Genomic DNA, 20,856 nt, shown 5'->3' on the forward strand with positions numbered 1-20,856 from the left:
AAGTGCCGGAGAGGCCCTTGAGCCGACTATCCGGTCAGCCCCGCGCGATCCGCTGGCGTTTCGACCGGCTCGTCGCGCTCCTTGCGCTCGGAATAGCGGTCGACCAGCTGCGCGGCGTGCGGGCGCAGCAGCACGGTGAAGCGGACCAGCTCCTCCATCACGTCGACGATGCGGTCGTAATAGGGCGAGGGGTTCATCCGCCCCGCCTCGTCGAATTCCTCATAGGCCTTGGCGATCGAGGACTGGTTGGGGATGGTCACCATCCGCATCCAGCGCCCGAGCATGCGCAGCGCGTTGATGGTGTTGAAGCTCTGCGATCCGGCGCTGACCTGCATCACCGCCAGCGTTCGCCCCTGCGTCGGGCGCAGGCCCTTGTAGGCCAGCGGCAGGTGATCGATCTGCGCCTTCATGATCCCGGTCATCTGGCCGTGGCGCTCGGGGCTGCACCACACCTGACCCTCGGACCACAGCGAATGCTCGCGCAATTCCGCCACTGCGGGGTGGTCGTCATCCGCCACCTGGTCGGGCAGCGGCAGGTCGCAAGGGTCGAAGATCCGCGTCTCGCATCCGAACCGCCGGAGCAGCCGCGCCGCTTCTTCTACCGCCAGCCGCGAGTAGGAGCGGGTGCGCAAGCTCCCGTAGAGCAGCAGGATGCGCGGCGGCGGGTCGAGCGCGCCGAGCCCGGCGGCGGGCCGGGCGCGCAGATATTCCTCGCGCAGGGCAGGCAGGTGGTCGGGATCGGCGAGAGGGCGCAGGCGGGTCATCGGCAGCTTTCGGTTCGGGCGTTTCAGGCGGCCGGGAAGCGGTTGCGGGTGCGGTTGGCATAGGCGACGAGGCTGAGCATCACTGGTACCTCGACCAGTACGCCGACCACGGTCGCCAGCGCTGCGCCGCTCGACAGGCCGAACAGCCCGATCGCCACCGCCACCGCCAGTTCGAAGAAATTGGAAGTGCCGATCATCGCGCAGGGCGCCGCGATATTGTGCGGCACCTTCCACGCCCAGGCGGCGGCATAGGCGAGCGCGAAGATACCGTAGGACTGGATCACGATCGGGATCGCGATCAGCACGATCAGCAGCGGATTGCCGACGATGGTTTCCGCCTGGAAGGCGAACAACAGCACCACCGTCGCCAGCAGGCCGATGATCGACCAGGGTTTGAGCCGCGCGGTGAAGGCGTCGACCGCGCCTTCGTCGCCATCATGGCTGGCGACCACCTGCCGCCGGGCGATGCCGCCCGCCACCAGCGGGACCACGACATAGAGCCCGACCGAGAGCAGCAGCGTCTCCCACGGCACGACGATATCGGTGACGCCCAGCAGCAGCGCCACGATCGGCGCGAAGGCGACGATCATGATCAGATCGTTCACCGAGACCTGCACCAGCGTATAGGCCGGATCGCCCTTGGTCAGCTGCGACCAGACGAAGACCATCGCGGTGCAGGGCGCGGCGCCGAGCAGGATCAGCCCGGCGATATACTGGTCGGCCTCGCCCTCCGTCATCAGCCCGGAATAGAGGTAATCGAAGAACAGCACCGCCAGCGCGGCCATGGTGAAGGGCTTGATCAGCCAGTTGACCACCAGCGTGATCACCAGCCCCTTGGGCTTGCGGCCGATATCCTTGATGCTGCCGAAATCGACCCCGACCATCATGGGGAAGATCATCGCCCAGATCAGCACCGCGACCACCAGATTGACCGAGGCGTATTCGAACCCCGCCATGACCCCGACCAGAGCGGGCGCGATCAGCCCCAGCGCGATCCCGGCGAGGATGGCGCCCAGCACCCAAAGCGAAAGATAGCGCTCGAAACTGCCCAGCGCGGAGGTGCCGGGTTCGGGTTTAGCCAGCGGGGTCATTGGGCGAGCCGGGCGTCGGCACTGGCGCCTTCCTCGCGCGGGCAGGCGGCCAGTTCGGGCAGATCGGCGCACAGCCGCGGGTCGCCCTGACAGCAGTTCTCCATCAGGAAGCCCATCAACCGGCGCATCCCGTCATAGTGCGCGCGGTAGCGGATGACGCGGCTCTCGCGCTGCGAGATGGCGAGCCGGGCGCGTTCGAGATTGGCGAGATGATGCGACATGGTGGATGGGGGCACGTTGCAGGCCTGCGCGATTTCGCCCGCCATCATGCCCTCGGGGCCCGCCTGGACGAGCTTGCGGAACACCGTAAGTCGCGTCTCGTGCGCCAGCGCGGCCAGCGCATCGACGGCCCAGATCTGTTCGGTTTCGGCCATGTTCGCCCCTTAATACCGGAGCGGAGATAGTGTGCGCAGGAGGCTCGTCAATCGATAATTCGAAATCTATCGAATTATGCGGTCTATGCAATCCTGTTCTGGTCGTGGCGCCCGCTCAGCGGACCATCAGCACCGGGGCCTTGACCGTGCGGACCATCTCGCTGGTCGTGCTGCCAAGGATCATCCGGCGGATCGGCGAATGCCCATAGGCACCCATTAGCAGCAGCGCGTCTTCGGTAGCCGCCACGACGCCCGGGATCACCTGCTCGGCCTTGCCGCGTTCCATGATCGCGGTGACCGAATGCTCGGGCGCGAAACCGGCTTCGGCCCTGGCCAGCCTGGCGCGGTCGGTCTCGCTGCTCGCCTCGGCCATTACGATGGTGACCGGCAGGCCCTCGAACAGCGGCGAGTTTGCCAGCCGCTCGAGCGCGCGGTCGGCGGCGGGGCTGGCGTCATAGGCGAAGACGATATGTTTGGGCTCGGAATAATCGCGCGAGGCGACCAGCACCGGCCTGGCGCTGGCGCGGACAACGCGCTCGATCATGGATCCGATATGGTCGCCCGCCGATTCATGCGCGACGCCGCGCTTGCCGAGTACCAGCAAGCGGGCGCTCTCTTCGCGTTCGAGAATCGTTTCGACCACCCCGCCATGGCGGTGCAGCGCGGCGACCTCGGCAACGCCGGCTTCGCGCAGCATCTGCTCGCCCGCGGCCAGCAATACGCGGCCTTTCCCGATCTCGATCCGGCTGCTGTCCCGCGACAGGCGCACCAGCTCTTCCATCAGGTCGCTCTTGACCCCGAGCCCGATCGCGCCCGACAGATCCTTGCGCGCGGTGACCGGATCGGGATGCTGCACCACGTGGAGCAGTTCCACGGGAAGTGAGAGCCGCACCGCCGCCCAGGCGGCGTAGCGGCAGACGCTGGTGGCATAGGTCGAGGCGTCGATCGCCGCGAGTACGTGTTCCAAGGTTCTCTCTCCCACTCAGTGCGCGCCAAGCTGCCCGTCGGCGCCCGGCTTGTCGTGAATTGCATAGCGATCGATCATCGCCGCGCTGGCATCGTTGAGGCCCAGCACCTCGACCTCGGTCCCCTCGCGGCGGAACTTGAGGATCGCCTTGTCGAGCGTACCCACCGCCGAGATGTCCCAGAAATGCGCCTGGCTGACGTCGATGACGACGCGGTCGAGTACCTCCTTGTAGTCGAAGGCCGAAACGAAGCTGTCGGAGGAGGCGAAGAACACCTGTCCGCCGATGGCATAAGTCCGGATGCGACCATCCGCGGACAGGTCGGTCTCGACGGTGAACATCTGCTTGACCTTGCCGGCGAAGAACAGACCCGAAAGGATCACGCCCGCCAGCACGCCCTGCGCCAGATCGTGGGTCCAGACCACGATGATGACGGTCACGAGCATGACCACCGAGGATTGCCAGGGGTGGATGCGGATATCCTTGATCGAACGCCACGAGAAGGTGCCGATCGAGACCATGATCATCACCGCGACCAGCGCCGCCATCGGGATGATCGCCACCAGCGATCCCAGCACCAGCAGCAGGAACAGCAGGAACACGCCCGATACCATGGTCGAAAGCCGCGTCTCGCCGCCCGATTTCACGTTGATGACCGACTGGCCGATCATCGCGCAGCCGCCCATACCGCCAAGGAAGCCGGTGAAGAAATTGGCGATGCCCTGGCCCTTCATCTCGCGCTGCTTGTCCGAGCCGGTGTCGGTCAGATCGTCGACGATCTGCGCGGTCAGCATCGATTCCAGCAGCCCGACCGCCGCCATGGTCAGCGAATAGGGCAGGATGATCTGCAGCGTCTCGAGCGTGAAGGGCACGTCGGGGATCAACCACGCGGGCAGCGCGGAGGGGAGTTCGCCCATATCGCCGACGGTGCGGACGTCGAAGCCCATATAGAACACCACCGCCGTCAGCACCGCAATCGCCACCAGCGGCGAAGGGATCGCCCTGGTCAGCATTGGCATCAGGTAGATGATCGCGAGGCCCGCAGCGACCAGCGCATAGGTGAGCAATGGCACGCCGGTCAGCTCGGGCAATTGCGCCATGAAGATCAGGATCGCCAGCGCGTTGACGAAGCCGGTAATGACCGAGCGCGAGACGTATTGCATCAACAGGTGGAGCCGCAGGTAGCCCGCGATCACCTGGATGACGCCCATAAGGACGGTTGCGGCGAAGAGATAGTCGACCCCGTACTCGCGCACCAGCGGGACGACGATGACCGCGACTGCGGCGGTGGCGGCGGAAATCATGCCCGGGCGGCCACCGACCAGCGCGATGATCACCGCGATCGAGAACGAGGCGTAGAGGCCGACACGCGGATCGACGCCCGCGATGATCGAGAAACCGATCGCCTCGGGGATCAGCGCAAGCGCCACGACGATCCCGGCGAGAATGTCGCGCCGGGGATTGGAAAGCCATTCGCGCTTGAGCGTATCGATATCGAACATGGGGATGATTGCCTGACCCACACAACCGGCGTGACGCAAGGGAACGGCGCAAGGCGACGACCACGATGTGCGAAGGGAATTGCCGGTTTGAACATTGTCCCGGGGATAGGCGCCGGGCCGAGCCACCCGGCAGCGCCGGGTCCGATGGATAGGCGCGCCTCTATGTCACAAAATGGGATGCTGCAAGTGCGAACGCCTGAGCGAGCGCACCCGAGCGGTCGCCGCTACCAGCGGATAAGGGGCAGGATCGATGCATTGTTGTCGGTCCAGGCCCGCAGCGCCGGGCGGGGCAGCGGCTCCCAGGCGAAATCCTTATCGCCTTCCAGCCGGGCCAGCGCCTGCTCGTCGCGCGCCAGCGCTATCCACACCGATGGGGTCAAACCTTCGGCAAGATCCTCGTCGTCGAAGCGCAACCGCCCCTGCCACCCCTGCGCCTCTGCGAGCGCCGAGACCATCGGTGCCAGATCGATAAAACGGTTGGAGATATGCACCAGCAGCAACCCGTCGCGATCCAGCGCGCGGCCATAGGTTGCGAAGGCCTCCTCGGTCATCAGATGCAGCGGGATCGAATCCGAGGAGAAGGCGTCGATCGCCAGCAGATCGAAACGGCCTGCGGGTTCTTTCGCCAGCTCCAGCCGCGCATCGCCGATCACCATCCGCGCATCGGGAGCGCAGTCGGAGAGGAAGGTAAAGCTCCCGTCTCGCGAATAGGACAGGATTTGCGGATCGATCTCAAACAAGGTCCAGCGCTGTGTCGGCTTGCGGTAGCAGGCGAGCGTCCCCGCACCGAGCCCGACAATCCCGATTGCGGCATCGGGCGCGGCGCCGTTGAGCGCAATGCCGATCCCGGCGGAATCGCCATAATAGCTGGTCGGGTCGCGGCGGCGCTCGGGGTCGAGCCATTGGCGGCCATGATTGGTGGTTCCGTGGTTGAGCTGGCGGAACCGCCCGCCCTCGGTCTCGACCACGCTGTAGACCCCGAAATAGGTCCGCGACCGTTCGCCCTGTGCGCTGAGCGCCAGTGTCGAGAGCCCGCCGTGACCGAGCATCAGCAGTGCCGCGACTGTGACAAACGCGGGGCGAACGCCGACCAGTGCGACCCCGATCAGCACCATCGCGGCAATCAGCGCGAGGATCGTCTCGCCGTCGCCCGCCTCAGTGGCGCGGTGGAGCAGCCAGGAGAGCAGCGTCGCCAGCACGACCAGCGCGATGACGAGCGCCTTGCCCGCGGTTCGATCGCTCAAGAAGGCGCGCACCCGCTCGATCACCAGCGTCTGCGGCATCAGCGCTGCCGCCGCGAGCAGCAGGATCGCGTGCTCGTAGATCCAGTCGAACAGCACCGGTGCGAGCAGCGCGGTGAAAGCGCCGCCCAGCGCGCCACCGGCGGCGACGATCAGATAGAAATAGGTCAGCTGCGAGGGATCGGGGCGCAGCGCGTAGAGCCTGCCGTGGAGCGCCACCGCCAGCACGAACAGCAGCCCGACCATCGCCAGCGCGATCGCCGGATTGGCCTGCCCGCCCGAAACCATTGCGAAGCAGCCCGCAGCGAGCAGCAGCACGGGTGCCATCCGGGTCAGGATCCGGGTCCAGTGACCGGCGTCAGAAAAGGCCACCGAGAAACTGAGCAGGTAGAGCCCGAGCGGGATTACCCACAACAGCGGCATCGCCATGATGTCGGTGGTCAGCAGCGTGGTGGTCGAGAGCATCAGCCCCGAGGGGACTGCGGCTAGTGCCAGCCACACCAGCACGATGCGCGTTGCGGGCCGTTCGGCGCGTGGCTGCACCGGCTCTGCGGTCGCCTCAGCGGTTTTCCAGCGCTGCGCCACGGCCAGCATTGAGAGCAGGATCAGCACGCCATAACCCAGCGACCACAGTTCGCTCTGCGCGCTCAGCGACAGCCGCGGTTCAAGCCACAGCGGGTAGGCGAGCAGGCCGGTGAAGCTGCCCAGATTGGAAGCCGCATAGAGCGGATAGGGGTTGCCTGCACCCGGCGCCGCGGCGAACCAGCGCTGGATCAGCGAGGCCTGCGCCGCGACCAGCAGGAACACCGGTCCGACCGTCAGCGCCAGCAGCGCCGGGACCCACAGCACTTCCCACCCGGCAGCGGGCGGGGCGATATCGGCCAGCGATATCGGCAGCACCAGGGCCGCCAGCAGCAGCAGCGCGATATGGACGATACCCTGTCGCCGCAGCGGCCAGCGGCTCAGCAGATGGGCATAGGCATAGCCGCCCAGCAGCAGCAGCTGGAACACCAGCATCGCGCTGTTCCAGACATTGGGCGCGCCGCCGAGCTGCGGCAGCGCGAGGCGCGCTACGAGCGGCTGGATCAAGAACAACAGGAAACTGCCCGCGAAGATGACCAGCGCGAACAGCGCCCGTCGCGGCTTCTGAGGCGCGCTCGTTTGCATGGACTGGCTCATCGCATCCCAACTGATTGACGCTTACGGATGCGGTACGGTGCCGACACGCGGCTCGGTTATCTCAACCCTCGCAAGGGAACAACCGGCAAACCGCCGCTTTGCATCGGATCGGGACACGCGGAACCGCGAAACAGGTGCAGCGGCGAGGGGGCCTCGTCGGCAAATCCTGGACGAATGGGTATCCGGTCGCGAGCCGATGGCCGGCTTCGTTAGCGGAGCGACCACGAAAGGCCGTGGAAGCTGATGCCGGCGAAGGAATCCCAGCTCGAGACCGCTTGTGCAACCTCGATTGCAGCATCGAACATCCGCTGTTCGTTGCCGAGGAAACTGATCCGGTCGGGCGGGGTCTCGCCTGCGACCGGGCCGGCCTCCAGAGCGATCCGTACGGGTTTGCTTGCTTCGACACCCCAATGGAGAAGCGGCCGAGCCAGATCCGCTACAAGCGCGGCTTCGGTGCGGTAGCCCATGATTGTCACTGCTTTTACCGAGGGTTCGACATCGCGGAGAAATCGGACACCGCAGGCTTCGTCCGCGACCCAGAATGGCAGGACGAGGTGGACCTGCGCGCCCACGGCTCGCGCCAGCGCATTTACAGCAGCGCTCCAGGCGCGATAGTCCACGGGTGGCTTTCCCCAGCCTTGCAGCACGTAGGGTTCGATATCGTACTGAATTTCCGCAAGCTGTGCGTCGGCTGGCGCATTCGCCCGATAGCGCGCGATGGCACGCGCTCGATCCAGCGCTTTGGACAGGCCATTAGTCAGAACCATTCTCGGATCGCCCTCGACTGCTTCGACAGCGATCTTCGCTTGGGCTGCGGCACGGACAAACCTGCTCAGTTCGGCTTCGTGACGGACGCACCTGTCGGCGATCGTCAGGGTGATGTAGAGGTGGTTGAGCTTGCGTGTCACAGCATCGCGGATGAGCGCGTCACAGCCCTCTTGCCATGCTGCGGGCTCCCATGCCCAGGCGCCCGCGTCGAACCCGTGCCATTCCTTTGCAGGCGGCAGATGGACATCGGTCACCTCGGGCGAGCCCGCAAGCAGGGGCAGGTGTGGCATTGAAAAAACAGTCTGCGATTGGCGGATGTGGAGGGTCTCACATCAAGGCGCCAAGAGCACAAGATGGTCTTTCCGAGAAGGCCATCTGACCAAAAGAAGTAGGCGATGTCCTATAACGGATGCTTGCGCCTCGCATGACCGACGAGCGGAAGAGACGCGCCAGGGTCGGCAAAACCGAAGTGAACCGCCAGATAGCAAGCTGCCTGTGGCCGGCGGGCTTCGGCTGTCAAGCTGACATCAATCTTGAAGCGACTAACGAAATGTGAATGTTTGGAGTGAAAAGCAACCCAATGAAAACAGTCTTGGTGGTAGACGACGAGCCGCTCCTCACGGAGCTGCTGGAATTCAGGCTTGCTGCGCGCGATTACAATCCCATCGTAGCGCGCGATGGGCGTGAGGCGCTTGCCAGGCTGGAGGATTCGGCGCCCGATGCGGTGGTGCTCGACGCGATGATGCCGGTGCATGACGGGTTCGAGGTGCTGCGGCGGATGAGAGCCTCGGAAGCGCATGCTCTCACTCCGGTGATCATGCTCACCGCGCGAAGAGGCGAACAGGATATCGTCGGCGCCCTCGAGCTTGGGGCCAACGATTACCTGTTGAAGCCTTTCATGCCGGAAGAATTGCTGGCGCGGCTCGAGAGGCTGCTGAAGGACGCGCCATGAAATCCGCATCGCTTGCCACTGCGCTCCTGATTGGAGTGCTAACCGCAGCGCCATCGCCCGCTATGGCGCAGCCAAGCCCCTATGAGGAAGCGGTCGCTGCACGGTTGGCGGGCGATCCCGGCAGGGCAGTCGAATTGCTTGAACCCTGGGTGGCTGCAAACCCTCAGGACCTGGATGCGCGCGTGCAGCTGGGATACGCCTTGCTGGCTGTGAACGAGACAGATGCGGCAGCGGCCGAGTTCCGCTTCGTGCTCGCGGGAGCGCCCGATTATGTGGATGCGGCCCAGGGGCTCGCGCTGATCGAGCAGCGACGCGGGGTTCCTACAGTGCGGCAAGGTTTTTTCTACGTCGAAGGAGCGATCAGCGACCTGTCGCAGGGGCGGGAGGGCTGGAGCGAGGTCGCTGCGGGCGCGCTGGTGCCGTTGAGCGCGACGGTATCGTCGAACCTCAGGGCAACCCACTATCGCCGCTTCGGTATCGAGGATGCGGAACTCGCGATCGGGGCTACGGTTCAGGCCGCTGCGAACAGCTGGTTCACTTTCAACGGTTCCATCACGCCATCGGCCGATTTCCGTCCCGAGTGGAGTGCCGGAGTGGGCGTCGAGCAGCGTTTGACGAATTCTGCCAACCCGTTGGTCGTCGGATTCGATGCGAGTTTTCAGCGCTTTCCGGTCCAGGATGTTCTGCTTCTCTCGCCAGTGGTCACCCAGTATTTCGATGATGGGCGCTATTCGATAACGGCGCGTGCCAACGCAATTCGGGCAGGGGGCGGATCGTTCCGCCTGGGTACTTCGGTGCGGGCGGACCATTACGCGCGTGAGCGGCTGCGATTTTTCCTTGGTGCGGCGACCGGACCCGATACCGACCTGGGCGTGGTCACCAACACGACGGCCTTGTTCGCGGGGACCGAATTTCCTCTCACCCGCACCATTTCAATGACCGCATCGGCCGCGCACGAATGGCGTGATGACGACCTTGATCGTACCGAAGGAAGACTGGGCCTCAGGTTCGGCTTCTGACGATCGATGACTGCGCTTGTAACCTTATGGAGCGCGTCGCTGGTGCTGTGTCTAGCAGGGGCGTTCATGCTGTCCTTGCTAATCGTTGCGCGCATCTTTGCCGAACGGGCTTCGCACAATACGGAGCACGTCCGCAAACGGCTGGTACCGGTACTTCTGGGCGGAGATGCGAATGTTGACAGGGTCTTCGGCCTCGAATTGCGGGTCGCCACCCGCCTGACCCTCGAACTGGCCGAATTCACGCGCGGAACAGATCAGGTCGAATTGCTGGCGGTTGCCGATGCGCTGGGCGTGCCTGGTTTTCTTCACAAGCGGTCTCGCTCGCGAACCGCACAGAAACGACTGACGGCGATCGAGGCGCTGGCGCTGTTCGACAATTATACCGATGTCGTTGAGTACGCGCTCAACGACACCAACCCGCATGTAAGACTGGGAGCGGCGCTCGCTCTGTCTGCCCGCAGCGACGCGCCCGATCTCTCGGAGCTCGTCCGCAAATTGCGTATAGGAGAAGTCGAGAACTCGCTTCTGCTGGTTTCCCTGATGAGCGATGTTGCCGAGCGCGATCCTTCCTCGGTCCGGGCTTTGCTGACCGATGCTTCGCTCCCCGCTGCCGCAAAAGTTGCTGCGGTCGATGCGCTTGCCGATAGCGGCTACACCCATGCTCCGCTGCTGGCGGAAATAGCGGCAAATCCCTCCGGCGATCCGGAGCTTCAGGCCAGGGTTTTTCGGGCACTGGGCCGCACCGGTCACCCGGGCAGCGCGCATGTGATCGAGGCGGGGCTGGCGAACAAGGATTGGCGGATCAGGGCGGCCGCGGCGGAAGCCACAGGGCAGATCGCGCTTCGCCGGTTCGCGGACCAGTTGGGCGGTTTGTTATCCGATGATCACTGGTCGGTCCGGTTCAGAGCCGGCGAAGCTCTTCTCCGGCTCGGTGAGCCCGGGGCTGCGGTCATGCGCCGAGCGGCGGCGGGTTCCGAAGCTTTGGCGAGCCGGGCTGCGACGATCCTTCTGGCCGAAAAGGCAGCTTCGTGAGCCCCGATTTCAGCGATGCGATCGGAGGGTGGATGGGCGGTGCCGCCGAGGCGATCGCGCTCATCGTCATCGTGACAGGGCTCACCCAAACGGCGTTCTATCTCGTTCAACTCGTCTATGCCGCCATCGCGCTAGGGACACGGCCACCCGTACCGCGCAGCGCCACATTGTGGCACCGCTATTCGGAACAGGCGCCTGCGATTTCGGTCCTGGCGCCGGCATTCAATGAAGAACTCAGCATAGTGCAGAGCGTGCGGTCGCTGCTGGCGCTGCAATATCCCGATTTCGAAGTGATCGTCATCAACGACGGCTCAAATGACGGGACACTGGCAAAGCTCGTCGAAAGCTTCGGACTGCGCAAAGTGGAGCGTTATGTCGGGGAGGCCGTTGAAAGCGCGCCGGTTAGGGGCTTCTACGCCTCGCGCGACAATCCCCGCCTGCTCGTCGTCGACAAGGAGAATGGGGGTAAGGCGGACGCGCTCAACGCCGGCATCAATTGTTCCCGCACCCCGCTGTTTTGCGCGATCGATGCGGATTCCATCCTCGAGGCCGACGCGTTGCTTCGGGTCGTCCGTCCCTTCATCGACGAGCCCCAACTGACCATCGCCGCCGGCGGCACGATCCGGATCGCCAATGGCTGCAAGGTCGATGCGGGCCGGATTTCCGAGATAAACCTGCCGACGAACTTTCTCGCCCTTGTGCAGATCGTGGAATATCTGCGCGCTTTTCTCATGGCCCGGCTGGCCTTGGGCAAAATGCAGGCGCTGCTGGTAATTTCAGGAGCGTTCGGTCTTTTCGACCGCCAGCGTGTGGTCGAAGTGGGTGGCTACAGCCATGCCACCGTGGGCGAGGACATGGAACTTGTCATCAAGCTGCATCGGCATATGCGCGACCTCGGCCTCGCCTACCGGGTCGAATTCATCGCCGAGCCTGTATGCTGGACCGAATGTCCCGACAATGTGCGGGTCCTGTCGAGACAGCGCGCCCGCTGGCAACGCGGCTCGCTCGAGTGCTTCGCCAAGCACAAGGATATGGCGCTCAACCCGCGCTACGGTCGGATCGGTATGATCGGTTTCGGGCAAATACTGCTGGTCGATGTTATCGGTCCGCTGGTCGAAGTGCTTGGCTATCTGCTGGTGCCGCTGCTGTGGGGGCTCGGCTTGCTCGCACTTCCCTGGCTCCTTGCGTTTCTCGCGGTGACCTTCACCCTCGGCATATTCGTGTCGATGGCGACCCTCGTGCTGGAGGAGATCCAGCTTCGCCGCTTAACCAAGGCGCGCGAACTGGCTGTGCTGGCTCTGATCGCGGTGGTGGAGAATTTCGGGTACCGGCAACTCTGCAACTTCTGGCGGTTGCAGGGATGGTGGCAGTTCATTCGCAAGCAGCAGGGCTGGGGCACAATGACACGCAAGGGGTTTCAGACCAACTGACGCTCAATCCGTTTCGATCTCGGCAAGAAGGTCGAGCAAACGTTCGGCGGCCTCGTCCATCGCCCCGGTCCCATCCGCTGCGGCCTCCAGCCTGAGGGCGGCATCGGTGATCTGCGGATGGCCGAACATACCCGCAATTCCGGCAAGCTTGTGCGCCCGCTCGGAAATCCCCGACCGGTCTTGGCAGGCAAACAATGCCGCAATCGTCAGTCGCTCGTCTCGCGCTCGGGCGGAAAAGCGCAATGCCAGTTCGGCCATTTTGCCTTCGATACCGGTCATTCGAGCAGCTTGCGAACCGTGCTCGCGAGGGTCATCGGGTCGAATGGCTTTGCAATCACCCCGACCGCATCCAGCATTGCGAAGTTCTGCAATTCGGATGGCTGCGCGCGCGCGGTGACGAAAGCGACCGGAACATTGGCCAGTTCCTGCCGCTCGCGCATCATCTTCAACAGAGTCGGGCCGTCGATTTCCGGCATCATGACATCGAGTAGCGCAATATCCGGGCACCACCCTTCGGCAATGGTCAGCGCCTCTCTCGCGGAGGCTGCCAGACGCACCTCGAAACCCGGATCGAGGCCGAGCGCCATTTCGGCGATTTCGCGAATGTCGGGTTCGTCATCGACATAGAGAACCCTTGTCATGCCTGCGTCTCCCGCTCGGCGAGGAGGCGCATCATCGTCTCGACGACTTCGCTAAGATCCGATCGGCTTTTGATCAGGACTGCATCGGCAGCCGCGGCGAGATGATCTTCGTCACGAGCGCTGAACAACAGCACCGGGAGTCCCGGATTGCGCTGTCGTATCTCGGGTATCAGCGTGGTGCCATCTTCTTCCCGCATTCCAACATCGATGATGGCACCCGCGAAGCTGTGCTCATGAATGGCGCGCTCGGCGTCCTCCATGGTGGAAAACGACAGGACATTGGCCAGGCCATCGAAAGCGCTGGCGGTGACGCTGAGACAGTCGCGGTCGTCGTCGATGTGCAGGACGCGCGGCAGGTCTGCCGACGCGCTCGAACATTGCACCATTTCCGAAATTGCGGGAAGCTCGATCCAGAACACGGTTCCGCCGCCCTCGCGATCGTCGTACGAGACGTTTCCTCCGTGATGCTGTGCGATCTCGCGTGCGATGGAGAGACCCAGCCCGGTCCCACCTCGCATGCGATTGTCCGAACCATCGGCCATTGCGAACTTGCCGAAAATTCTTTGGCGAAACTCCTGCGGCACACCATCTCCGCGGTCGCGCACTTCGATCCTGGCGCTCGAACCGCTTTGTTGCAGAACGACATCGACCTTTGCGCCTCTGGGTGAATGCTTGATTGCGTTTGACACCAAATTGGTGAGGACTTGCTCGAGCCGGTCCGGGTCGCCCAGGACTTCGACGCGTCTGTCGGTGTCGGGGGTGACCAGCGAAACCCCCTGCGCAGCCGCAAAAGAGCCGTTCGCCACGACGGTACGCTGGATCAGTCCGGCCAGATCCACCTCATCCTGCGCGAAGTGCATCTTCCCGGAACTGATCTTCTCGATATCGAGGATGTCGTTGATGAGACGCACAAGCCGCTCGCAATTCTTGTGCGCAATATCGACCAGTCGCGCCGCCTTTTCGTTGAGTTCGCCAACCGCGCCGCCTGCCAGCAGGCCGAGCGATCCGCCGATCGAGGTTAGCGGCGTGCGCAATTCATGGCTGACAGTGGATACGAACTCGTTTTTCATTGCTTCGGCACGTTTGTATTCGGAAATGTCCCGAATGGCAGCAATGTAGCGACGTTCCCTCCCGTCGGAGACACGGCTGACCGCAACTTCGGTGTCGAATGACGTGCCATCCTTCCTGCGAGCCGTGAATTCGAGACGTTCGCCGGCCCCTTCAAGGCCAGCGGCGCCAACTCGCGAGAGCCAGGCGCGGCTGAGTTCGAGATCGGTGGGTTGATCCATCAGGAAGGTGTTGTGACGTGCCAGCAACTCGTTTTCGGAATAACCGAACATGCGAATGATGCTGGGGTTCAGCTTGCGGATGTCGCCGGCCTCGTCGAGCAGGAGCATCCCGTCCACCGCACCCTCGAACATTGCCTGCTGCCGCGCGGTCAGCTCCTGTGCGCGATCAAGCGCTTCCTGCCGCTGGCGGGTGGTTTTGCCGACCACGATCGCCACTGCAGCCAACAGCAGGGAGAGCCCGGCAATTAGCATGGATGCGAGAAATTCGATGTTGCCGCGGAGACCTTCGCTGCGCGAGGTTACTTCGGCAAGACGGCCGCGCTCGAGGCGGTCCAGCGCTGCAATATCGCGCCGTATGGCATCCATTGCCCTTCGGCCCTCGCCAGAGGCGATGCGGGACTCCGACTGGCTTTGCCTGCCCTGTCGCGCATCCGAATAATTGCTGAGCGCCAGCTGGAATTGTCGATCGGACGACTGCTCGAGCCGATCCATCAACAGCCTCGCTTGCGGTTCGCCGGTCAGGTCGGTCTTGATGGCGGCGATGAGTTCGTTGCGTCGCGGGGTGGCGACCAGAAACGGTCGGAGAAAGGACTCGTCGTCGGTCAGAACATATCCGCGGACGCTCGTCTCGATATCGAGATGTAACGAGAGCAAGGCCGACAGGCGATCCCGACTGAGAATCGTTTCCTCAACCGTACTACGCAGCACCCGACCTTTCTCGAATTCACTTTGCACGCCAAGGTGCAAACCCAGGAGAGACGCCGGAACGAGGGCCAGGGCGACGATCGTAATCGTTTTGCGTTGTGTCTGCGATGTCATAAGCGACAATTTGGTAATCTCCGTGGCGGCCCACCGACTACCAGCCAGAAGGTCGGATAATCTCTTGCCCCAAGCTTCGGCTCCTGGGCAATTGGCGAGTGAATATCGTGAACCTGCATATCCCGCACAGGAGGCCCTTAGCTGTACAGGTAGCTTTATAGAACGTTTGCCAGCGCATCCCAGCAATGCCCATTCATTCCGCTCAATGGAGGAAATCCGCGGTTTTTGGCTGGGGGGCTCAATCCCCTGGTCGAGACGGCAATATCCCGGGCCGCAGGTCTGCTCTCAGAGCCGTCCGCGCAAGAACCAAGGAGTTCCGTTGTTTCTGCGCTATCGCGAACTTGTTAATCGGGGTGGGGCGCCGTCAGAACGGAAGCACGGAGGCAAAAGCTCGCAGCAGGGCAAAGGTCGGTGGATTAGCCGATGCTCCTCGCGGCCAAGACTATTTGCCGGGCCCGCGGTGGTCCCCGACACCCTGAGTCGTCATTTCGACGAAGCTCGCGCCGGGGATTGCGCGCGCCACCAAGCGGCCAATGACGGCCTCTATCGAAAACACGACCATTCCATCGGGGGCGACCCACAAGCAGCAAATTAGCAACCGCAATGGGATTGCTTAGCAACCGCAATGGGATTGCCGCATCGTGCACCTGAGCGCGGCGCTTGCGCGAAGGGTCTAAACCACTGGTCGGGACGACAGGATTCGAACCTGCGACCCCCACACCCCCAGTGTGGTGCGCTACCAGACTGCGCTACGTCCCGGATCCAGTGGAAGGCGCGCCTATAGGCACAGCGTTCCGGTATGGCAAGCCGGGTTGCGCGCCACTGCTGCGCCATTGCGTTGCTCTGTTGCAGCATTGCTGCTAGGCGGCGGCCACTTCGCGAGGGGGCGGGGCGCGCGGCTTGATTTTCGCCAGCGTTCCACCACCTGCGGATCATCCGATAGTCACCATTATCGACAGGGCTGTTTCTTATCATGTTCGACCTCCTCGCCGCCGCGACTGGCGCTGCCGACGCTCCGCCCGCTTGGCTAACCTGGGCGCCGATCGTCGGCATGATCCTGATCTTCTGGTTCCTGATTATCCGCCCGCAGATGAAGCAGCACAAGGCGCATCAGGCCAAGGTCGCCGGGCTCAAGCGCGGCGATCAGGTGATCACCGCAGGCGGGCTGGTCGCCAAGGTCGTCAAGGTCGAGGACCATTACGCCGAACTCGAAATCGCCAAGGGGATCAAGGTGCGCGCGGTCAAATCGACCATCGGCGATGTGATCGCCCCCGAAACCGCCCCCCCGGCGAACGACTGAGCGAAGGGCGCATTCGACAATGCTCGACTTCCCCACCTGGAAGAAGACGTGGCTGTGGCTGATCGCCGCGGTGGCGATCTTTGCGGCGCTGCCGTCACTGTTTGCCACGACGGATTTGCGCTGGCCCGAGGCACTCCCCGAACCCACAGTCAATCTCGGTCTCGATCTCGCCGGCGGTAGTCATATCCTGCTCGAGGCCGAGGCCGATCAGGTCGCGGCCCAGCGGTTGCAGAACATGGAAGAAGGCGTCCGCACCGTGCTGGAGGACGCCGAGCCGCGCATCCGCATCGGCGATGTTTCAACCGCCGATGGGCGGATGAGCTTCATGATCGACGATGCCAGTGATGTCGACCGGGCACGCGAATTGCTGATGCCGCTGGTCAATGGCGCCGGCATGGTGCGCGAGTGGGATCTGACCGTGATCGACGAGACCCGGTTGGTTCTGACCCCGACCGAGGCCGGGACCGAACAGGCGGTCACCGACGCGATGGACAGCGCCACCGAGGTGGTTCGTCGCCGCATCGATGCGCTGGGCACGCGCGAGCCGACTATCATCCGACAGGGCGACACCCGCATCGTGGTTCAGGTCCCCGGGCTCGACAATCCCGACCAGCTTAAGGAATTGCTTGGCCAGACCGCCAAGCTCGAATTCAAGATGGTCGACGAAACCGCGCTGCCGACCGATGTCGCGCAAGGCATCGCGCCCCCGGGCAGTCAGATCTTTCCCTATGTCGAAGGCAGCGCGCAGGAAGGCACTTCGGTTGCCGTCAGGCGTCTGGGCGGGATTCGCGGCGACAGCCTGGTCGGTTCGCAGCAGAGCTTCGACCCGCAGACCAATGAGCCGGTGGTCACCATCCAGTTCGACCAGCAGGGCGGGGCGCGGTTCGCCAAGCTCAGCACAGAAAACGTCGGCAAGCTGTTTGCCATCATCCTCGATGGGGAGGTGCTCTCGACACCTTCATTCAACGAGCCGATCCTGGGCGGCAGCGCGCAGATTTCGGGCAGCTTCACCACCGAAAGCGCCAACAACCTCTCGATCTCGCTGCGCTCGGGTGCGCTGCCGGTCGATCTGGCGGTGATCGAGGAACGCACCGTAGGCCCGGATCTCGGCGCGGATTCGATCCGTCGCGGCATGCTCGCGATGATGATCGGCTCGCTCGCGGTGGTCGTGCTGATGATCGCCACCTATGGCCGCTTTGGCATCTATGCCGCAGCGGCTCTCGTGATCAACGTGCTGATGTTGCTGGGGATCATGGCCTGGCTCAACACCACGCTGACGCTACCGGGCATCGCCGGTTTCGTGCTGACGATCGGCGCGGCGGTGGATGCCAATGTGCTGATCAACGAGCGCATCCGCGAGGAACGCAAACGTGGGCGACGCGTGGTCGCAGCGGTCGAAAACGGTTACAAGGAAGCCAGCCGCGCGATCTACGATGCGAACATCACCAATTTCATCGCCGGCGTGCTGCTGTTCCTGTTCGGCTCGGGCCCGATCCGCGGCTTCGCGATCGTGCTGGTGGTCGGTCTGTTCACCAGCGTTTTCACTGCCGTCACCCTGACCCGGATGTGGGTCGCCGGATGGCTGCGCAAGAACCGTCCCAGCGATATCACGCTGTGAGGGGAGAGAGATCATGAAACTGCTCAAGCTCGTCCCCGACGACACCAACATCAAATTCCTCAAATGGGGCGTTCCTTTTTTCATCACCGGCATGGCGCTGATCGTGGCAAGCTGGGCGCTGGTGGCGGTCAACGGCCTGAATTACGGCGTCGATTTTGCCGGCGGTCAAGAAATCCGCGTTACCTTCGTCGGCGAAGCGGAAGCCCCGGTGGCGGAAATCCGCGAGACGGTCGATGCCTTGCCCACGGTCGACAACCCGGTGATCCAGCGCTTCGGCGAGCCCAATCAGGTGTCGATCCGCGTTGCCTTGCCCGCCGAGGCCGAGGGCGACCCCGAATTCGCCAACCGCATGACCGAAGAGATTACCGCAACGCTCCAAGCCGAACACTCGGACCTGCGCATCGACGGCGTTGATTCGGTTTCGGGCAAGGTCTCGGGCGAGTTCCGCAACGACGCCGCCTTCGCCTTGATCGCTGCCATGCTGGCAGTGGCGCTGTACATCTGGGTCCGCTTCGAATGGCAGTTCGGTGTCGGCGCACTGTTTGCGCTGTTCCACGACGTCTCGCTGACGCTGGGGATGTTCGCGCTGTTCCAGCTCGAGTTCAGCCTCCAGATCATCGCCGCGATCCTCGCAATCATCGGCTATTCGCTCAACGACACGATCGTCATCTACGACCGCATCCGCGAGAATCTGAAAAAATACCGCAAGATGCCGTTGCCCGAACTGCTCGACCTGTCGGTCAACGAGACGCTGGCACGCACCGTGATGACCAGCCTGACGCTGCTGATCGCGCTGCTGCCGCTGCTGTTGATCGGCCCTGCGAGCCTCTTCGGGCTGGTCGCGGCGATCACGCTTGGGCTGTTCGTCGGCAGCTACAGCTCGGTCTATATGGCCGGTCCGCTGCTGATCTGGATGGGGGTCAACTCGAAAAGCTTCGTCCCCGAGGAAACAGCCACCGACAAACAGGACAGAGCCGCGCGCGGCGAGGTCTAGTCTTCGCGCGGCCAGTCCGTAGGCCTGTCTAGCCGACGGTCGCCAGCAAACGGTCGTAGTGCGCCGCCAGCCTGTCGGCGTTCTGGGCCCAGCCGAAACCCTCGACCGTGTCCGCCACCGCCTGACGGTGCCGCGGTTCGGCAAGGACCCGGGCGATGCCCTCGCGCACCGCTTGCGTCTCGCGCGCCACCAGCACCCCCGCCACGGGATCGCCCATCAGTTCGCGCGCGCCGCCGACATCGGTGATCACCAGCGGCGTACCGCAGGCCAGCGCCTCGACCCAGGCGTTGGCGAGGCCCTCGCTGGCCGAGGGCAGCACCATCGCATCGGCCGCCGAGAGCACCAGCGGCAGCAGGTCATGATCGAGCAGGCCGAGGAAATGGACCCGCCCCGCGACCCCCAGTTCATCGGCCAGGCTTCGCAGCGTGGCCTCGTCCTCGCCCTTGCCGACCAGCAGCAGCCGGGCGTCGGGCAGGCCGGGCAGCGCGCGGATCACCAGTTCCTGGCCCTTGCGCGGGATCAGCGCCCCGACGCTGACCAGCAGCGGCTCCGCGAAGCCGAGCGGCAGGTCCAGTTCCTGTGCCAGCCGCGGGCGCAGGCGGGTGTGGTCGAGCGGGCGGAAGCGGTCGCGATCAAGCCCGGTGTAATGAATCGCGATTTTTTCGCGTGGCAGTCCGAGTGCCGCCATGTCATCGGCGAGCGCCTCGCAGACCGCCAGCAATCCCGTCGCGTTGTTCCCAGCCTCGAGCATCGCTGCGCGGGCGTAGGATTTCGTGCCCCAGTAGTGGATATCCGCGCCGCGCGCCTTGATCGACAGCGGCAGGCCAAGCGCTTTGGCGACGCGCATCGCCGCAGGGCCATCGGGGTAGAAGAACTGCGCATCGATCAGGTCGAAGGGCGTCTTGCGGTGGAGGCGCTTTGCCAGCGGGAGCACCGCACGCGCGATGGCGCCGGGGTTGAAGCGGCCGCCGACGCTGGGAAGCAGGCGGAAGGTGGGCCGGTGGACTGGCACGCCGTGCTCCACGCCATCGACCGCCGCCGCCACGCGCGAACGGTAGTGCCCCAGCGCCAGGGGCGGGACGCCGATCGGGTTGATCACCGTCACGTCCCATTCCGGCTTGCGCTGCAGCGCCTCGAGCGAACGCGCGACGAAGGTCCCGAAGCGCGGCTGCGCCGCGTTGGGGTAGAGCGTCGAGAGCGAGAGTACGCGCGGCATCAGAGCCGCCGCACCAGCATTTCGGCCACCGCGATCCACTCGGGGTCGCTGACGACCTCCTGCTTCTGGCCGTGTCCGGGAGGAAGAATGCCGACAAGCTTGCCCTGCCGGTCGATCAGCCGTCCGAAGGCGAACCGGCCATGCTTGCGCGGGACCAGCACATCGCGGTTGATCGCGCGGCCGGCATCCTCGGGGGCGAGCTGGCGCAGCCACAGCTGGTCGCCGGGGCGGTATTCGCCATGCGGATAGGTAATCTCGAGCACAACCAGCGGGGCCTCGCCGCCCAGTTCGGTGGCGAGCAGCGCGTCGCGCGGCTCGGGCAGCGCTTCGGCACCCCCGGCGGCCAGCACCGCAACGGTCTGCGGATGGGTGGAATGGTCCGAGCGGACCAGCATCTCGGGTTCCACGCCCAGCGCAGCGGCGAGCCGCTCCATCCATTTGAGCGAAAGATTGCGCATCCCGGTCTCGAGCCGCCCGACCGTCTGCGGGGTGGTCGGCGGTTCGCAGGCCTCGGCCAGATCGGCAAGCGTCCAGCTCTTCTGCTTGCGGATGTCGCGGATGCGGTTGATCATCACCCAATTCCTTTAACCGATCTGGTTTTTTCCGCTTTCCTACAGGAACCGGAACAATGCAAGGGCCTCACCCCGCAACAGGAGGTCCGG

At 64.1% G+C, this 20,856-nt stretch carries 19 protein-coding genes, 1 tRNA gene and 1 other annotated feature; of the genes, 7 read left to right on the top strand and 13 right to left on the bottom strand.

The annotated features are described in order from the left end of the window. Positions 1–26: 26 nt before the first annotated feature. From arsH to A9995_RS11770, 7 genes are all read right to left on the bottom strand, one after another. Entirely contained in the window at positions 27–764 is a 738-nt protein-coding gene (gene arsH, locus A9995_RS11740; protein WP_067613180.1) for an arsenical resistance protein ArsH, read from the bottom strand. Between the two features lie 23 nt (positions 765–787). Further along, the gene (gene arsB / locus A9995_RS11745; protein WP_067613182.1) at positions 788–1,855 is read right to left on the bottom strand and encodes an ACR3 family arsenite efflux transporter; all 1,068 of its coding nucleotides are present in this window, start codon (positions 1,853–1,855) and stop codon (positions 788–790) included. Next, positions 1,852–2,229: a helix-turn-helix transcriptional regulator gene (locus tag A9995_RS11750; RefSeq protein WP_067613184.1), complete on the bottom strand. Its 378-nt coding sequence runs from the start codon at positions 2,227–2,229 to the stop codon at positions 1,852–1,854. The genes arsB and A9995_RS11750 overlap by 4 nt, the downstream gene beginning before the upstream one ends. A gap of 115 nt (positions 2,230–2,344) precedes the next feature. Next, a complete protein-coding gene (locus A9995_RS11755) occupies positions 2,345–3,196 on the bottom strand; it encodes a universal stress protein (RefSeq protein WP_067613186.1) in 852 nt (283 codons plus the stop codon). A gap of 15 nt (positions 3,197–3,211) precedes the next feature. Next, positions 3,212–4,696, bottom strand: coding sequence for a SulP family inorganic anion transporter (locus A9995_RS11760; protein WP_067613188.1), 1,485 nt, complete (start codon positions 4,694–4,696; stop codon positions 3,212–3,214). A gap of 92 nt (positions 4,697–4,788) precedes the next feature. Next, positions 4,789–4,842: a sequence feature (sul1 is cis-regulatory element that is thought to sense ions involved in sulfur or methionine metabolism; They are found in Alphaproteobacteria), on the bottom strand. Positions 4,843–4,920: 78 nt separating this feature from the next. Next, positions 4,921–7,104 carry a spermidine synthase gene (locus A9995_RS11765; RefSeq protein WP_067613190.1) on the bottom strand — a complete coding sequence of 728 codons (2,184 nt, stop codon included), beginning with the start codon at positions 7,102–7,104 and terminating at the stop codon, positions 4,921–4,923. A 221-nt stretch (positions 7,105–7,325) separates the two neighbouring features. Next, the gene (locus A9995_RS11770) at positions 7,326–8,174 is read right to left on the bottom strand and encodes a hypothetical protein (RefSeq protein ID WP_067613191.1); all 849 of its coding nucleotides are present in this window, start codon (positions 8,172–8,174) and stop codon (positions 7,326–7,328) included. A gap of 290 nt (positions 8,175–8,464) precedes the next feature. Here A9995_RS11770 and A9995_RS11775 point away from each other — a divergent pair, with 290 nt between their 5' ends. The 4 genes from A9995_RS11775 to A9995_RS11790 all read left to right on the top strand — a co-directional run bounded on the left by A9995_RS11775 (position 8,465) and on the right by A9995_RS11790 (position 12,317). Beyond that, positions 8,465–8,836 carry a response regulator transcription factor gene (locus A9995_RS11775; protein ID WP_145916925.1) on the top strand — a complete coding sequence of 124 codons (372 nt, stop codon included), beginning with the start codon at positions 8,465–8,467 and terminating at the stop codon, positions 8,834–8,836. Positions 8,837–8,940: 104 nt separating this feature from the next. Continuing rightward, positions 8,941–9,855, top strand: a complete 915-nt coding sequence (locus A9995_RS11780; protein ID WP_168157395.1) for a YaiO family outer membrane beta-barrel protein — start codon at positions 8,941–8,943, stop codon at positions 9,853–9,855. A gap of 6 nt (positions 9,856–9,861) precedes the next feature. Further along, positions 9,862–10,887, top strand: a complete 1,026-nt coding sequence (locus tag A9995_RS11785) for a HEAT repeat domain-containing protein (protein WP_082992679.1) — start codon at positions 9,862–9,864, stop codon at positions 10,885–10,887. Then, positions 10,884–12,317, top strand: a complete 1,434-nt coding sequence (locus A9995_RS11790; protein ID WP_199797263.1) for a glycosyltransferase family 2 protein — start codon at positions 10,884–10,886, stop codon at positions 12,315–12,317. The genes A9995_RS11785 and A9995_RS11790 overlap by 4 nt, the downstream gene beginning before the upstream one ends. A 3-nt stretch (positions 12,318–12,320) precedes the next feature. Here A9995_RS11790 and A9995_RS11795 read toward each other — a convergent pair whose 3' ends face one another. The 4 genes from A9995_RS11795 to A9995_RS11810 form a co-directional block, all read right to left on the bottom strand. After that, positions 12,321–12,596 (bottom strand): Hpt domain-containing protein, encoded by a 276-nt coding sequence (locus tag A9995_RS11795; protein ID WP_067613199.1) that lies wholly within the window; start codon positions 12,594–12,596, stop codon positions 12,321–12,323. Next, positions 12,593–12,958 carry a response regulator gene (locus A9995_RS11800; protein WP_067613201.1) on the bottom strand — a complete coding sequence of 122 codons (366 nt, stop codon included), beginning with the start codon at positions 12,956–12,958 and terminating at the stop codon, positions 12,593–12,595. The genes A9995_RS11795 and A9995_RS11800 overlap by 4 nt, the downstream gene beginning before the upstream one ends. Then, positions 12,955–15,252 carry an ATP-binding protein gene (locus A9995_RS11805; protein ID WP_145916926.1) on the bottom strand — a complete coding sequence of 766 codons (2,298 nt, stop codon included), beginning with the start codon at positions 15,250–15,252 and terminating at the stop codon, positions 12,955–12,957. Before A9995_RS11805 ends, A9995_RS11800 begins: the two co-directional genes overlap by 4 nt. Before the next feature lie 496 nt (positions 15,253–15,748). Then, positions 15,749–15,825 (bottom strand) — tRNA-Pro (locus tag A9995_RS11810). Positions 15,826–16,039: 214 nt separating this feature from the next. Between A9995_RS11810 and yajC the strand changes: the two genes are divergently transcribed. From yajC to secF, 3 genes are read left to right on the top strand one after another with little or no spacing between them, the layout of a single operon-like run. Continuing rightward, complete coding sequence (yajC, locus tag A9995_RS11815) at positions 16,040–16,366, top strand: preprotein translocase subunit YajC (protein ID WP_067613205.1); 327 nt, start codon at positions 16,040–16,042, stop codon at positions 16,364–16,366. Positions 16,367–16,385: 19 nt separating this feature from the next. Further along, positions 16,386–17,984, top strand: a complete 1,599-nt coding sequence (secD, locus tag A9995_RS11820) for a protein translocase subunit SecD (protein WP_067613208.1) — start codon at positions 16,386–16,388, stop codon at positions 17,982–17,984. 13 nt (positions 17,985–17,997) lie between these two features. Then, positions 17,998–18,978, top strand: coding sequence for a protein translocase subunit SecF (secF, locus tag A9995_RS11825; protein ID WP_067613210.1), 981 nt, complete (start codon positions 17,998–18,000; stop codon positions 18,976–18,978). 28 nt (positions 18,979–19,006) lie between these two features. Here secF and A9995_RS11830 read toward each other — a convergent pair whose 3' ends face one another. Together A9995_RS11830 and A9995_RS11835 are read right to left on the bottom strand one after the other, a co-directional pair. Next, entirely contained in the window at positions 19,007–20,194 is a 1,188-nt protein-coding gene (locus A9995_RS11830; RefSeq protein ID WP_067613211.1) for a glycosyltransferase, read from the bottom strand. Continuing rightward, on the bottom strand, positions 20,194–20,766 hold the full coding sequence (locus A9995_RS11835; RefSeq protein WP_067613213.1) for a helix-turn-helix transcriptional regulator: 573 nt from the start codon (positions 20,764–20,766) through the stop codon (positions 20,194–20,196). The genes A9995_RS11830 and A9995_RS11835 overlap by 1 nt, the downstream gene beginning before the upstream one ends. Positions 20,767–20,856 lie beyond the last annotated feature (90 nt).

It is taken from the genome of Erythrobacter sp. QSSC1-22B (genome assembly GCF_001678665.1).
GTDB lineage: Bacteria > Pseudomonadota > Alphaproteobacteria > Sphingomonadales > Sphingomonadaceae > Qipengyuania.